Origin of the sequence: Paraburkholderia bengalensis, assembly GCF_037126505.1 — a bacterium.
Classification (GTDB): Bacteria; Pseudomonadota; Gammaproteobacteria; order Burkholderiales; family Burkholderiaceae; genus Paraburkholderia; species Paraburkholderia bengalensis.
Window position 1 is genome coordinate 1 of sequence record NZ_JACFYJ010000026.1, and the last position, 14,298, is coordinate 14,298.

14 protein-coding genes, 2 tRNA genes and 1 pseudogene are annotated in these 14,298 nt (G+C 64.6%); 5 read left to right on the plus strand and 12 right to left on the minus strand.

The features are described from left to right. Positions 1–212: 212 nt before the first annotated feature. From H3V53_RS17210 to fdxA, 7 genes are all read right to left on the minus strand, one after another. Positions 213–536 (minus strand): AzlD domain-containing protein, encoded by a 324-nt coding sequence (locus tag H3V53_RS17210; RefSeq protein WP_336598973.1) that lies wholly within the window; start codon positions 534–536, stop codon positions 213–215. Next, positions 533–1,231, minus strand: a complete 699-nt coding sequence (locus H3V53_RS17215; RefSeq protein ID WP_336599052.1) for an AzlC family ABC transporter permease — start codon at positions 1,229–1,231, stop codon at positions 533–535. Before H3V53_RS17215 ends, H3V53_RS17210 begins: the two co-directional genes overlap by 4 nt. Before the next feature lie 286 nt (positions 1,232–1,517). Next, positions 1,518–2,345 carry an AraC family transcriptional regulator gene (locus H3V53_RS17220; RefSeq protein WP_336598974.1) on the minus strand — a complete coding sequence of 276 codons (828 nt, stop codon included), beginning with the start codon at positions 2,343–2,345 and terminating at the stop codon, positions 1,518–1,520. 56 nt (positions 2,346–2,401) lie between these two features. Continuing rightward, complete coding sequence (locus H3V53_RS17225) at positions 2,402–2,890, minus strand: CreA family protein (RefSeq protein ID WP_336598975.1); 489 nt, start codon at positions 2,888–2,890, stop codon at positions 2,402–2,404. A 215-nt stretch (positions 2,891–3,105) separates the two neighbouring features. Continuing rightward, a tRNA-Asn gene (locus H3V53_RS17230) sits at positions 3,106–3,181 on the minus strand. 63 nt (positions 3,182–3,244) lie between these two features. Continuing rightward, positions 3,245–3,320, minus strand: a tRNA-Asn gene (locus H3V53_RS17235). Between the two features lie 122 nt (positions 3,321–3,442). Then, the gene (gene fdxA / locus H3V53_RS17240) at positions 3,443–3,766 is read right to left on the minus strand and encodes a ferredoxin FdxA (protein WP_336598976.1); all 324 of its coding nucleotides are present in this window, start codon (positions 3,764–3,766) and stop codon (positions 3,443–3,445) included. 373 nt (positions 3,767–4,139) lie between these two features. On the opposite strand from fdxA, the gene pncB reads away from it, so the two are divergent. From pncB to H3V53_RS17265, 5 genes and pseudogenes are all read left to right on the plus strand, one after another. Next, the gene (gene pncB, locus H3V53_RS17245; RefSeq protein WP_336598977.1) at positions 4,140–5,339 is read left to right on the plus strand and encodes a nicotinate phosphoribosyltransferase; all 1,200 of its coding nucleotides are present in this window, start codon (positions 4,140–4,142) and stop codon (positions 5,337–5,339) included. Positions 5,340–5,564: 225 nt separating this feature from the next. Next, positions 5,565–6,227: a LutC/YkgG family protein gene (locus H3V53_RS17250; protein ID WP_336598978.1), complete on the plus strand. Its 663-nt coding sequence runs from the start codon at positions 5,565–5,567 to the stop codon at positions 6,225–6,227. A gap of 76 nt (positions 6,228–6,303) precedes the next feature. Beyond that, positions 6,304–7,698 carry a sodium:proton antiporter gene (locus tag H3V53_RS17255; protein ID WP_336598979.1) on the plus strand — a complete coding sequence of 465 codons (1,395 nt, stop codon included), beginning with the start codon at positions 6,304–6,306 and terminating at the stop codon, positions 7,696–7,698. A gap of 54 nt (positions 7,699–7,752) precedes the next feature. Then, positions 7,753–8,741: pseudogene (locus tag H3V53_RS17260) on the plus strand (2-hydroxyacid dehydrogenase). Further along, positions 8,738–10,222, plus strand: a complete 1,485-nt coding sequence (locus H3V53_RS17265) for a DNA recombination protein RmuC (RefSeq protein WP_336598980.1) — start codon at positions 8,738–8,740, stop codon at positions 10,220–10,222. The pseudogene H3V53_RS17260 and the gene H3V53_RS17265 overlap by 4 nt, the downstream one beginning before the upstream one ends. 100 nt (positions 10,223–10,322) lie before the next feature. Here H3V53_RS17265 and H3V53_RS17270 read toward each other — a convergent pair whose 3' ends face one another. The 5 genes from H3V53_RS17270 to moaA form a co-directional block, all read right to left on the minus strand. After that, complete coding sequence (locus H3V53_RS17270) at positions 10,323–10,808, minus strand: GNAT family N-acetyltransferase (RefSeq protein ID WP_054925021.1); 486 nt, start codon at positions 10,806–10,808, stop codon at positions 10,323–10,325. Further along, positions 10,808–11,083 carry a hypothetical protein gene (locus tag H3V53_RS17275; RefSeq protein WP_007741774.1) on the minus strand — a complete coding sequence of 92 codons (276 nt, stop codon included), beginning with the start codon at positions 11,081–11,083 and terminating at the stop codon, positions 10,808–10,810. The genes H3V53_RS17270 and H3V53_RS17275 overlap by 1 nt, the downstream gene beginning before the upstream one ends. Before the next feature lie 54 nt (positions 11,084–11,137). Continuing rightward, a complete protein-coding gene (moeA, locus tag H3V53_RS17280) occupies positions 11,138–12,433 on the minus strand; it encodes a molybdopterin molybdotransferase MoeA (protein ID WP_336598981.1) in 1,296 nt (431 codons plus the stop codon). Between the two features lie 93 nt (positions 12,434–12,526). Beyond that, positions 12,527–13,141: a molybdenum cofactor guanylyltransferase MobA gene (gene mobA / locus H3V53_RS17285; RefSeq protein WP_336598982.1), complete on the minus strand. Its 615-nt coding sequence runs from the start codon at positions 13,139–13,141 to the stop codon at positions 12,527–12,529. Positions 13,142–13,153: 12 nt separating this feature from the next. Next, the gene (gene moaA, locus H3V53_RS17290) at positions 13,154–14,266 is read right to left on the minus strand and encodes a GTP 3',8-cyclase MoaA (protein WP_336598983.1); all 1,113 of its coding nucleotides are present in this window, start codon (positions 14,264–14,266) and stop codon (positions 13,154–13,156) included. Between the last annotated feature and the right edge of the window lie 32 nt (positions 14,267–14,298).

Genomic DNA, 14,298 nt, shown 5'->3' on the forward strand with positions numbered 1-14,298 from the left:
CGGGAAGCGGGAAGCGGGAAGCGGGAGGCGGGAGGCGGGAAGCGGGAAGCGGGAAGCGGGAAGCGGGAAGGCAGGAAGCGGGGAGCGGGAAGACGGAGGACGTGGAGAGTGCGGAGAACGCGGAGAACGCGGAGAGCGCGCGGGCCGGCCGCCGTGCGCCGCTTTCGGGCGCGCGGGGGCGACTTCGGACGTCGGCGTGACGCCCCGACCGACTACTTGAGAACGACGCCTTGCCAGACGAAGAAGACCGTCAGCCCGAGCGCGATGGTCAGGAGAGGCCGCCGAGTCAGCGCACTGACGGCGATAGCCGCGAGCGCGCCGACGAGCTGCGGATTGCGCCAGGTGAGTTCGGCCTGCGTGCCGTGCGGCGACACGGCCATCGGCACGATGATCGCCGTCAGTACCGTGACGGGCACGAAGCCCAGTGCGGTGCGCACGAGCGGTGGAAATACGATGTGATCGCCGAGCACGAACACGGCGGTGCGGATCAGCCAGGTGATGACGGCCATCCCGAGGATCAGCAGTACGTAGTTCATTGCGAAGCCTCCGCCGTGCGGGTGCGCTGGAACGCGGGCAGCGACAGCAGCACGCCGACGCTCACGCCCGCGAACACGGCGCCCAGCAGCCCGAGCTTGTACGGCCAGTCTTGCCAGAAGAACGCGAGCGCGCCCGCCGTGGTGGCCGCCGCCAGGTAGCGCACGGCGACGAGCTGCGGCACGACGATCGCGATGAACGTCGCGACCATCGCGAAATCGAGCCCGAGCGACTGCAGGCCGGGAAACGCCGCGCCGAACAGCAGGCCGATGAGCGTCCAGATCTGCCAGTTGGCGTACATCGCGAGGCCCGAGCCGAGGAAGTAGTACGGTCCGACCGAGCCGGGCGGATGCAGCCGGTAATGCGCCCACGCGACGGCGAAGACTTCGTCGGTGAGCAGGCCGCCGAGCGCCCAGCGCCAGCGCGACGGCAGGTGCGACACGTATGGCGCGAGCGTCGCGCTGTAGAGCACGTGACGGGCGTTGACGACGAGCGTCGTCGCCCACACGACCGCGTAGCTCGCGTGGCCCGCGATCAGGCCGAGCGCGATGAACTGCGCCGAGCCGGCGAACACGACCAGCGACATGAACTGGCCGTGCCACAGATGCAACGGACCGGATGCGACGAGCGTGCCGTAAATGATGCCAAACGGCGACGCGCCGATGATCATCGGGATCGTGTCGCGCGCGCCGGCCATGAATTCCTTCAGGCGGTGAACGGGTTGTGCAGCGTGATTCAATCTTTCCTCCTCGATACGGCCGAGGATAGTCGGGCGAGCGGCGCGTCGGCTTGTACGTTCTTGCGCATGACGGGTGTCGAAGCGCGGATCGATGTGGTGGAAGGTGGTCGGAAAGCGCCGGAAGGTGCTGGAACGTGCTGATGTGCTGCTGTGCTGGAAGGCGTTAGTGGCGGGCCTGGCAGGCACGCCGATGCTTCGCGCGGCGTTCAATGCCGCGCAAGCCGCCGCGCAGCAGATTGCCTGCTCAGGACGACTGCCAGCGCCCGGGCGGCACGCCGAACATGCGCCGGAAATGCCGCGTGAAATGGCTTTGGTCGGTGAAGCCGCTGGCTGCCGCGACATCCGCCACCGACGCGCCCGCCCGCAACGGCGCAAGCGAGCGCTGCAGGCGAACCTGGTTGCGCCAGGCATGCGGCGGCAGTCCCGTCGCACGGTTGAAGAGCCGCGCGGCGTGAAACGGCGACAGGCCGACGGCGTCGGCGAGATCCGCGAGCTTCAGCGGCGCGGCGAGATCGTCCGTCAGCTGCTCCTTCATCGTGACGACGCGCTGGTCGCCGGTGGCAAGCGGCGCGTGGTGAGCGCGAGTGCGGCCGTAGCGCACGAGCAGAGTCGACAGCGCGTCGAGCATCGCCGTTTCGGCGTCAAGGGGATCGACGTTCGCCTCCAGCAACCGATGCGCGCGAGCAAGCCGCACGGCGAGATCGGCATCGCGGATCACGTCGGCATCGAACCACGGCAGCGGCTGCGCGCGGCCGGCAATCTCTTCGGCGAGCGCGTGGATGTACGCGACAGGCGCGTACAGCACGCGATAACGCCAGCCTTCGTCCATCGCCCGCGAGCCCGTGTGCAGTTCGCCAGGATTGATGATGGGCACGCTGCCCGCTTCGGCGACGTGACGCGCGCCCTGATAGCGATACGCTTCCGCGCCCGCCTCGATGACGGGGATCGTGTACGCGTCGTGCCAGTGCGGCGTGAACTCGTGATCGTGATATTCGGCCGTGAGCAGGTCCGCGCCGGGCAGAAGGGGCGTGCGCCAGTAGCGGGCGTTGTCGCGAAAGCGCGTCGAGGTCATGGTCGGTGTCCGGTGGACCTGTCAGTTTACCGCGCCTCGCGCGCTGCGCCTTCGTTTTAGCGCACGGGAATCGTCGTGCCGGCGGGCATCGGCACGGCCGTGACGCTGTTTTTCGCGCTGCCCGTGGCGACGCGGTCGCTGTACGTCAGATAGACGAGCGTGTTGCGTTTGGTGTCGACGACGCGCACCACGTGCAGCGTCTTGAAGATCAGCGACATGCGTTCGGTGAAGACGTCGGCCTGCTGGCGCAGCGGGTCCGGAATCTTCACGGGCCCGACCTGACGGCATGCGATCGACGCTTCCGTCGGGTCTTCGGCGATGCCGAGCGTGCCCTTGATGCCGCCCGTGCGCGCCCGCGACACATAGCAGGTGACGCCCTGCACAGCGGGATCATCGTACGCCTCGACGACCACGCGGTCCGAGCCGGCGAGATGAAAGTTCGTGTTGACGCTCGCGACTTCCTCGGCGTGGGCCATCGGCGCGCAGAGGAATGCAGCGCAGGCGGCGAGAAGGGCGGCGGCGCGCTCGATGCGCGCGCGGGGCATGTCGGTTTTCATCACGTGACGGGAAGGTTGAGCGATTGAGCGGGCAGCAGGCCGGCTGCAAGACCGGCCGCGAGTGAGGACATCATCGTAACCTGGTCGCGGATGCCGGCTTTCGCAGCAGGCGTGCGCACGAAAGCGTGGCGCTTAAGCAAAGCGCAGCGAACACGCAGCACAGAAAAAGAAAAGGCCCGCACGAATGCGGGCCTTCGAAATTTTGGCTCCCCGACCTGGGCTCGAACCAGGGACCTACGGATTAACAGTCCGGCGCTCTACCGACTGAGCTATCGGGGAACAGCAGTACAACGTGTTGCTACATAAAAAAGCCCGTTGTGGTTAACGGGCCTTTGCAATTCTTGGCTCCCCGACCTGGGCTCGAACCAGGGACCTACGGATTAACAGTCCGGCGCTCTACCGACTGAGCTATCGGGGAACAACAACAGCAGAGAAGCGAAATTGTAGAAGGTGATGCAGAACCTGTCAATACCCCCGGTTCATCTCAATTTAATTCGAACGATTCGAGACGGGGTGGCAGGTCTGCAGCGTCCAGGCCGATCAGCGCTCGAGCAGCGCGAGTTTTTCCTTGACGTCCTTGAACTCTTCCGCCTCGGGCAGCGGCGACTTGGTCTTCGTGATGCTCGGCCATGTCTTGGCGAGCTCGGCGTTCAGCTCGGTGAAGTGCTGCTGGTCGCCAGGTACGTCTTCTTCGGCGTAAATGGCGTTCACGGGGCATTCTGCAACGCACACGGCGCAGTCGATGCATTCGTCCGGGTCAATCGCGAGGAAGTTGGGACCTTCGCGAAAGCAGTCCACCGGGCACACATCGACGCAGTCGGTATAGCGGCACTTGATGCAGCTTTCGGTCACAACGTGAGTCATTCAGGCAACTCCTGCAAACGATATCTTTTGGGTAGTGGGGAGATGGCGAAACGCCAAAAGCGGTATTGTAACGTAACGTCAAGTAGTGCATACGCCATCGTCCGGGACGGTTTTATATCGTTTGGTGATTAGTTTATGGCGGCTTTCGCGCGGGATGGATTCGCTGTGCGCCGCGGCTTGCCGGGCCTGGAGCACTGGAACATCGGCGGGCGCGCATTCGGGTAACATGCGACAGCGTCGATGCACGGGCCGCACAAGATCCCCTCCAAGGGTCCGGCGCAGGTTGCAGCGCACACAAAAGGGCGAGGGTGAAGGGCGAGGGCGCACGAAACCTGACGTCTTCCGTTTTTATGCAGTTCCGGTTTGCAAGATCATGATCATTACTTCGCTGCTCGATACCGACCTGTACAAGTTCACGATGATGCAGGTCGTGCTGCATCATTTCCCCGCGGCCAACGTCGAATACAAGTTCCGTTGCCGCACGCCGAAGGTCAACCTCGTGCCGTACATCGACGAGATTCGCAGCGAAGTGCGCAAACTCTGCGACCTGCGCTTCAGCGAGGGCGAACTCGACTATCTGCGCCGGATGCGCTTCATCAAGAACGATTTCATCGACTTTCTCGCGCTCTTTCATCTGAGCGAGAAGTACATCGCGATCACGCCTTCCCCGAAGGGCAATGGTGAAATCGAAATCGACATCAAGGGGCCGTGGCTGCATACGATCCTCTTCGAAATTCCCGTGCTCGCGATCGTCAACGAGGTGTATTTCCGCAATACGCAGCAGCAGCCCGACTACAGCGAAGGACGCGAGCGCCTGCGCGACAAGATCCAGCTGCTCGGCGCGCGACCCGAGTTCGCCGACTGCAAGATCGCCGATTACGGCACGCGCCGCCGCTTCTCCGGGCGCTGGCACGAAGAGGTGATTCTCACGCTCAAGGACGGCTTGCGCGAGCAGTTCACCGGCACGAGCAACGTGTTCTATGCGATGAAGCATGGCCTTACGCCGCTCGGCACGATGGCGCACGAATATCTGCAGGCGTGCCAGGCGCTCGGTCCGCGCCTGCGCGACTCGCAGATATACGGCTTCGAGATGTGGGCCAAGGAATATCGCGGTGACCTTGGTATTGCGTTGTCCGACGTGTATGGCATGAAGGCGTTCCTCCGTGATTTCGACATGTACTTCTGCAAGCTCTTCGACGGCGCGCGCCACGATTCCGGCGACCCGTTCGACTGGGGCGAACGCCTGCTTGCACACTACGAGGCCAACCGCTGCGACCCGCGCACGAAAGTGCTGGTGTTTTCAGACGCGCTCGACATTCCGAAAGTGCTGCAGCTTTACGAGCGGTTCCGTGGCCGCTGCAAGCTCGCATTCGGCGTCGGCACGAATCTCACCAACGACCTCGGCTACAACCCGCTGCAGATCGTGATCAAGATGGTCAAGTGCAACGGCCAGCCCGTCGCGAAACTGTCCGACTCGCCGGGCAAAAACATGTGCGAGGACAAGGCGTATCTCGCGTATCTGCGCCAGGTTTTCGGCATCGAGCAGCCCGTCGAAGAAGAAGCCGCCAAGTAACGCGCATTCCCTGTTCGTTGCTCGCGCATCGTTCGGGCGAGTTTTTGAGGGGCATTGTCGGCGCCTTGCCTGGGCGCCGCCATATGCCGTTCGGCCAGGGTGTTCGCAAAGAGGGCGGCCGTTATAATTTGCGGGTCGATGTGCGCATTCAGCACGCCCATCCAGCAGCGCTTTCAGCACGCATTCAGCAGGATCAAGACGATCACCGGCACGAGGACATTGCACATGGATACATCGACCGCCCGCCGCAACATCCTGGCGCGCATTCGCGCAGCGCAGGGGCGCGAGCCCGAGCCGGCCGCATCCGAGCGGGAGGCGGCGCAAGCGTATCTCGCCAGCCACCCTCAAGGTCCGCGTCCGCCCACGCCGGCCGATCTCGTCACGCATTTCATCGAGCAGGCGAAGAAGATGGCGACCACGGTCGATATCGTCGAATCGCTCGCCGATGCGCCCGCTGCCACTTCACGCTATCTCGCCGAACTGAATCTGCCGACGCAGGCGATCGCATGGCAGACACTCGTAGGCTTGCCATGGGCCGCAAGCGGCATCGAAGTCGAGTTTCGCAGGCCAGGCGACGAAGACCGCGTCGGCATCACGGGCGTATTCTGCGCGACGGCCGAAACAGGGTCGCTGGTGCTGTTGTCCGGCCCGCAGACCTACGCGTCGGCGGGGCTGCTGCCGGAGACGCACATCGCGGTCGTGCCCGCGTCGCGGATCGTTGCCGGTCACGAAGATGCGTTCAACCTGATCCGCAGCGAACGCGGCGAGCTGCCACGCGCCGTCAATTTCGTGTCCGGGCCTTCGCGCACGGGCGACATCGAGCAAACCATCGTGCTCGGCGCGCACGGTCCTTATCGCGTGCATGCGATCGTCGTGCGTGGCGCGTAAGGACGTGGCGTTGCAGGAACGCGTAGCGCAACCGCGCGGCACGGTTACGAGGCAGCGAACGTGGTCGCGTTCCGGCGTGCTTGCTCTCGGATCGGCGCTGTCGTGCTGGCCGCTTGCCGCATCGGCGGCGAGCCTTGACGGCGCGTCGCTTTCGGCATGGTGGGGCATGCCGTTCGCGGGCATCCTTCTGTCAATCGCCGTGTTTCCCCTCGTTGCGCCAAAGTTCTGGCATCACCATTTCGGCAAGATTTCGGCAGGCTGGTCAGTCGCGTTTCTCCTGCCGTTCGCGTTCGCTTTCGGCGTATCGGCAGCGTCCGGCACGTTGATTCATGCACTGCTCGACGAGTACGTGCCCTTTATCGTGTTGCTCGCGGCGCTGTATGTCGTGGCGGGCGGCATCTGCGTGACGGGCAATCTGCACGGCTCTGCGCGTTTGAATACGGCGCTGCTTGCGCTCGGCACAGCGCTCGCGAGTGTCATGGGCACGACGGGCGCGGCGATGCTGTTGATCCGGCCGCTCCTGCGCGCAAACGACAATCGCAAGCACGTGGTGCATGTCGTCGTGTTCTTCATTTTTCTGGTCGCGAACGCGGGCGGGTCGCTCACGCCGCTCGGCGATCCGCCGCTGTTTCTCGGCTTTCTGAATGGCGTCGGTTTCTTCTGGACCACGGCACACCTCGCGCTGCCGATGCTGTTCGTTTGCGCCGTGCTGCTCGCCGTGTTCTACGCGCTCGACTCATACTATTTCCGGCTGCATGGCGATCTTCTTGCTGTTGACCCATCGCCGGACACACACGGCGTCGGCGTGACGGGCAAGATCAATTTCGTGCTGCTCGCCGCCGTCATTGCGCTGGTGCTGATGAGCGGCATCTGGAAGCCCGGTATCGTCTTCGATGTGGCGGGCACGCAGGTCGCGTTGCAGAATGCCGTGCGCGACGCGGCGCTGATCGCGGTGACGCTGCTGTCGCTCGCCATGACGCCGCGTGCCGCGCGCGAGGGCAACGCATTCAACTGGGCGCCCATCGAAGAGGTCGCGAAACTCTTCGCCGGCATCTTCGTGACCATTGCGCCCGTCATCATGATGTTGCGCGCGGGCGAGGCGGGCGCGTTCGGCGGTATCGTGCACCTCGTCAACGACACGGCCGGCCAGCCGCGCGACGACATGTATTTCTGGGCGACGGGCCTGCTATCGTCGTTTCTCGACAACGCGCCCACGTATCTCGTGTTCTTCAACCTGGCGGGCGGCGACGCGCAGACGCTGATGACCACGGGCGCGTCCACCCTCGCAGCCATTTCGGCGGGCGCGGTGTTCATGGGCGCGAACAGCTACATCGGCAACGCGCCCAACTTCATGGTCAAGGCGATCGCCGAATCGCGCGGCGTGCGCATGCCGGGCTTTTTCGGCTATCTCGCGTGGTCGGGCAGCGTGCTGATGCCGCTATTCGCCGCGACGACGTGGATTTTCTTCTAATGCCGCGCGTGCGTCGAAAGGCATACGCAGCGGCCTGATACTCGGAGAATGGCAATGCAAAAGGTACTGGTTGCGCGTCCTATCTTTCCGGATGTGATCGAGCGGCTCAAGCAGCATTTCGAGGTCGACTGGAACGACGGCGACGTGCTTCCCGCCGACGAGTTCAAGCGCCGGATCGCCGACAAGGATGGCGCGCTGACGGCGGGCGAGCTTGTCGATTCGTCCGTGCTGGCCGTGGCGCCGCGCTTGCGCGTCGTGTCCAACATGGCCGTCGGCTACAACAACTTCGACATGACCGCGTTCAACGCGTCGAACGTGCTCGGCACGAACACACCCGACGTGCTCAATGAATCGACAGCGGATTTTGGCTGGGCGCTGATGATGGCGGCCGCGCGGCGCATCGCGGAATCGGAGCACTGGCTGCGCGCGGGCAAGTGGGAAAAGTGGTCGTACGACGGCTTTCTCGGTTCCGACCTGTACGGGTCGACGCTCGGTGTGATCGGCATGGGCCGCATCGGCCAGGCGCTCGCGCGGCGCGCGCGCGGCTTCAACATGAACGTGATCTACCACAACCGTTCGCGGGTCGCGCCGCAAATCGAAGCGGAGCTGAACGCGCAGTACGCGTCCAAAGAAGATCTGTTGCGCCGCGCCGATCACGTCGTGCTCGTGCTGCCCTATACGGCTGAAAGCCATCACACGATCGGCGCCGCGGAGCTCGCGCTGATGAAGCGCACGGCAACGCTCACGAATATCGCGCGCGGCGGCATCGTCGACGACGCGGCACTCGCGCTGCGCTGCGCGACGGCCGTATCGCGGCAGCGGCGCTCGACGTGTTCGAGGGCGAGCCGAAACTCAACCCTGCGCTGCTGAGCGTGCCGAACGTCGTGCTCACGCCGCACATTGCGAGCGCGACGGAAGCCACGCGCCGCGCAATGGCGAACCTCGCCGCCGACAACCTGATCGCGGCGTTGGGAGAGGGCCCGCGCGCGGGCCGTCCGCCCAATCCGATCAATCCGGATGTGATTGGGAAGGCGCGTTCATGACCATGATGTTGATCGCGGCCGTCGCCGTGCTGGCCGTTGCACTGGTGATCGCGCTCGCGATGCTGCTGCGCGGCGGACACGGCGCCCAGCAACAGGCGCAATTCGACGAATTGGGCGAGCGTCTCGAAGGCGCCGCGCTGACGCAGACGCGCGAATACGAACGGCTTGAACGCGAACTGCGCGGCGAGATTTCCGAGACCGCGCGCGTGTCGCGCACCGAGCTGAACAGCGGCTTCTCGCAGTTCCAGCAAACGCTGGTGTCGCAGTTCACGAGCATGACGACCGTGCAGGCGGGCAAGATCGACGGTTTTGCGCAGCAGCTCGTCAGGCTCACCGAGACCAATGCACAACAGCTCGACGCCGTACGTCAGAGTTTGCAGGAGCAGGCGCACCAGGCGCGCGACGAGCAAGGCATGACGCTCAAGCGGTTCGGCGAGACGTTGCAGCAGCAAATGGCGCAAGTGACAGAAGCCAATGATCGCCGTTTCGCCGAAGTACGCGCGACGATCGAGCAGCGTCTGAAAGACATCGAGGCCAACAACACGACGAAGCTCGAAGAGATGCGCCGCACCGTCGACGAGAAGCTGCACGCGACACTCGAACAGCGGCTCGGCGAATCGTTCAAGCTGGTGTCCGATCGTCTTGAGCAGGTGCATCGTGGTCTCGGTGAAATGCAGACACTCGCGGCCGGCGTAGGCGACTTAAAGAAAGTTCTGACCAACGTCAAGACGCGTGGCACATGGGGCGAAGTGCAACTGGAAGCGTTGCTTGAGCAGGTCCTGACTTCGGACCAGTACGCCAAGAACGTCGCGACAATTCCGAGGAGCAATGATCGCGTCGAATTCGCAATCAAGCTGCCCGGCCGCCAGCCGTCGCCGGATGCAGCGGCGACACCGGTGTGGCTACCCATCGATGCGAAGTTTCCGCGTGAAGACTACGAGCGTTTGATCGAGGCGCAAGACCGTGCCGATCCCGTCGCAGTCGAAGAGGCATCTCGTGCGCTGGAAGGGCGAATTCGTGCAGAGGCCAAGACGATTGCGGAAAAGTACGTGGCTCCTCCGCACACGACAGACTTCGCTCTGCTATTCCTGCCGACGGAAGGGCTCTATGCCGAGATTCTGCGTCGTCCGGGACTGACCGATCTCCTGCAGCGCGACTATCGCGTGACGATTGCGGGCCCGACCACGTTGACGGCATTGCTCAACAGTCTGCAGATGGGCTTCCGCACGCTTGCTATCGAGAAGCGTTCGAGCGAAGTGTGGCAAGTGCTGGGTGCCGTCAAGACCGAGTTCGGCAAATTCGGCGACGTGCTCGCGAAGACCAAGTCGCAGCTCGAAACGGTCACGCGGTCGATCGAAGCGGCGGAAGTGCGCACGCGTCAGATGAACCGCAAGCTGCGCGATGTCGAGGCGTTGCCAGAAGAGCGGGCGGCGGGATTGCTCGGTGACTCGCTCTCGGGCGTCGAGGCCGAGGAGTCCTGACGCAGCGGGGCCTCTCGCAAAGCGAGACAGGCACAAAACGAACGAGGCGCGTCCGCTGTGGCGGTGCGCCTCGTTATCGTTGAAGATGAAACGCGGCGGGTCAGTTCGCGCTGGCCGCGAGCTGATCGAGCGCGTCGCCCGTGATGCGCACGATGCGCCAGTCCGGCAGCACGGTCGCGCCCATCTTTTCGTAGAAATCGATCGCGCGCTGGTTCCAGTCCAGCACGGACCATTCGAAGCGGCCGCACTGGCGCTCGACGGCGAGCGCCGCCAGATAGCGCAGCATCTGCGAACCGAGCCCAGTGCCGCGCTCGGTCGGACGCACGTACAAATCTTCGAGATAGAGGCCGCGCCGGCCAAGAAACGTCGAATAGTTGTGGAAGAACAGCGCGTAGCCGATCATCGCGCCGTCGCGCTCCGCGACGATGGCTTCCGCCGACGGTCGCGCGCCGAACAGCGCATCGCGCAGATCGTCTTCCGTCGCGATGAACAGATGCGTGAGCTTTTCGAATTCGGCGAGTTCATACATCAGCGCAAGCATCCTGCCGACGTCGCCGGGCGTGGCCGCGCGAATCGTCGCGGACATTACGCTTCCTCCGGGACGTCGCTCAGCTGAATTTCGATGCCGCCGAAGCGCGACGCTACCCAGTTGTAGGCGTGGCAGGCGATCCACAGCAGGATGAAGCCCAGAATCGCGTTGAGCAGCAGCGCGCTGAATACGGTGCTCAGTTCCACCGACCCATAACGGATGAAAGCGACCAGCACGCCGAGCAGAACGATCGGCACGCTGAACGTCAAATACACGAGGATGAGTGCCTTTGCCGTTTGTCCCGGTGCAATGAACGAGATCTGTTTTTTCATGTAAGTGAAACCCGTATGTTGTAGTGGATTGCGTGAAAACTGCTGGCAGCGCGCTCAGATTAGACCGTCGAACAGCATGATATCGACGGCGTCGCCCGGATCGAGATCGGCCTGTTCATGGGCTAGCACGATGAAGCAGTTCGCTTCGCTCATCGAGCTGAGCACGCCGGAGCCCTGCGAGCCTGTCGGCGCAACGTACCACGTACCATGCGCATCGCGGCGCGCGACGCCGCGTTGGAACTCGGTGCGGCCGGGCCGTTTGCGGATCGCGTCGACGCAGGCGGCGCGAATCAGCGGCACGGCGTCCGTGGTCGCCCCGGACATGCGCAGCAGCACCTCTCGCACGATCTGATAGAACGCCGCCATCACGGCAACAGGATTGCCGGGCAGGCCGAAGAAGATAGCCGGCTTGCCCGCGCCGGGCTTGCCGCCCGACCAGATGCGCCCGAACGCCAGCGGCCGGCCGGGGCGCATCGCGAGACTCCAGAATGCGACGTCGCCAAGCACGCGCAGCATCTGCTTGGTCAGATCGGCTTCGCCCACCGACACGCCGCCGGAGGTTAACACGACATCTGCGCTCGATGCAGCCGTTCGCAACGCATGTTCGAGCGCGGCAGGTTCGTCACGGACGACGCCGAGATCGATCGGCTCGACGTCGAGGCGCCTTAGCATGCCGTACAGCGTATAGCGGTTGCTGTCGTAGACGCAGCCTGCTTCCAGCGGCTGGCCGATTGAGCGCAATTCGTCGCCCGTCGAAAAGAACGCGACGCGCAGACGCCGCCGCACGGCCACTTCGCCGATGCCCAGCGACGCCAGCAAACCGAGATCCGACGCGCGCACGACGCGGCCCGCCTTCAGCGCGACTGCGCCGCGGGCCAGGTCTTCGCCCGCGAGGCGGCGGTTCGCGCCCACCTTCAATCCTTGCGCGGAAAAGCGGATCGTCTCGCCTTCGGGCGTGACGGCTTCCTGCGGCACGACGGTGTCGCAGCCTGATGGCATGGTCGCGCCCGTCATCACGCGTACGCACTGCGTGCGCTCGATGCTGCCCGAAAACGGATGCCCGGCGAGCGCGCGGCCCGCGACATGCAGAGCGATGTCGCCCGACTGGCCCGCGAGCGCCGCGCCGGAAAACGCGTAGCCGTCCATTGCCGAGTTATCGTGCGCGGGCACGTCGATGGGCGACACGACGTCCTGCGCGAGCACGCGGTTCAGCGCGTCACGCAGATGCACGTGCTCGACGGTCGTGACGGGCGCCGACCATTCGCGCACGATTGCCTGTGCGGCGAACACCGGCATGGCCTGGGCGTCGTACTGTGCGACGCAACTCGAAGTTTCGTTCAGCGTGGTCATGAAAGGGGAGCGTCGCGACGGGATGCGGTGCGGCGGCGGCCGGGCGATCGCGGCACATGGGCCGCTGCGAATGTCAAACTCGCGCAACGTTGATTAGCGTCGTTCGAGATCGGCAAGTTCCTGCAGTGAATTGATATTGTAAAACGTGCGCTCGTCCGGAAAGCCGACTTCGACCGCCCTGTGGCGCGCGTACCACGTGCGAACCTTGCGCTCGCCCGCCTGCAGAAAGCCTTCGAGATCGTCGGCCAGCGACGTGCGCACGAGCGCGAACACGGGATGGACCGAGATGTCCCCTTGGGCGTCCCTGGTCGTGACAGTGGCGATGCCGGACGGCTGCCCATCGAGCGCGGCGGCGAGACGTTCGGCGAGATCGGCGGGGAAGCCCGGCGTATCGCACGGCGCGGACAGGACGAACGGCGTGCGCGCGGCGCGTAATCCCGCCAGCAGCCCCGCAAGCGGACCGGGAAAATCGGGCAGCGTATCGCCGATGACGCTCGCATGAAACGGCGCGCCGAGTGCCGTGTAAATGTTGGCATGGCGGTTTGCGCTGATCAACAGCGGCCCGGCTTGCGGCGCGAGGCGCCTGAGCGCGTGCAGCGCGAGCGGCTCGCCGCGCAGTGTCTGCAGGCCTTTGTCGGCGCCGCCCATGCGCATGCCGCGCCCGCCCGCGAGTAGCAGGCCCGTGATGCTGTCGCGCGCGATCGCCATGAATGGACGGCCTCAGCCGCCGATGTACGACATCTCGACGCGCCGCTCTTCCGAGGTCGCCGTGGATGCCGTGCGACCGCTGCCGCGCAATTGAGAATAGCGGTCGCCGCGCGCGTGCCAGATGTTGGCGATGGCGGTGGCGATGCCGGCGTCGCTTGTGCCGTCGCGCACGAGCGCGCGCAGATCGTGGCCCGATGACGCGAACAGGCACAGGTACAGCTTGCCTTCCGTCGACAGACGCGCGCGCGTGCAGTCGCCGCAGAACGCCCGCGTCACGCTCGAAATCACGCCGACCTCGCCGCCGCCGTCCGCGTAGCCCCAGCGCTGCGCCGTTTCGGCGGCACTGTGCGCCTCCAGCGGCAGCAGCGGGAAGTGCTCGCCGATGCGCGCGACGACTTCCGCCGACGGCAGCACTTCCGTCATGTTCCAGCCGTTCGACGTACCGACATCCATATATTCGATGAACCGCAGCACCACGCCGGAGTTCCTGAAATGGCGCGCCATCGGCACGATTTCGCTGTCGTTCGTGCCGCGCTTGACGACCATGTTGACCTTCAGCGGCGCGAGTCCCACCGCCTGCGCGACCTCGATGCCTTCCAGCACGTCGCGAACCGCGAAATCGGCGTCGTTCATGCGGCGAAATAGCGCATCGTCGAGCGCGTCCAGGCTCACGGTGACGCGGTTCAGCCCGGCGTTTTTCAGGCTCTGCGCCTTGCGGGCGAGAATCGAGCCGTTGGTGGTGAGCGTCAGATCGAGCGGCTTGCCCGAGGCCGTCGTCATCCGCGCGAGCCGTTCGATCAGGAACTCGAGGTTCTTGCGCAAGAGCGGCTCGCCGCCCGTCAGACGGATTTTCTCGACGCCATGCGCGATGAAAATGCCCGCGATGCGCTCGATTTCCTCGAACGTCAGCAACGCGCTGTGCGGCAGGAACGAGTAGTCCTTGTCGAACACGGAGCGCGGCATGCAGTAGACGCAGCGGAAGTTGCAGCGGTCCGTGACCGAAATGCGCAAATCGCGCAGCGGACGCGACAGCGTATCGGTCAGTTCACCGCGCGGCGTGCGCACCGGACCGGCGATGCTCGGTACGGCGCTGAGATCGGCGACAGGAATGATGCGTCGGGACATGGTCACATATTTGGGATATCAGACTTCATTCT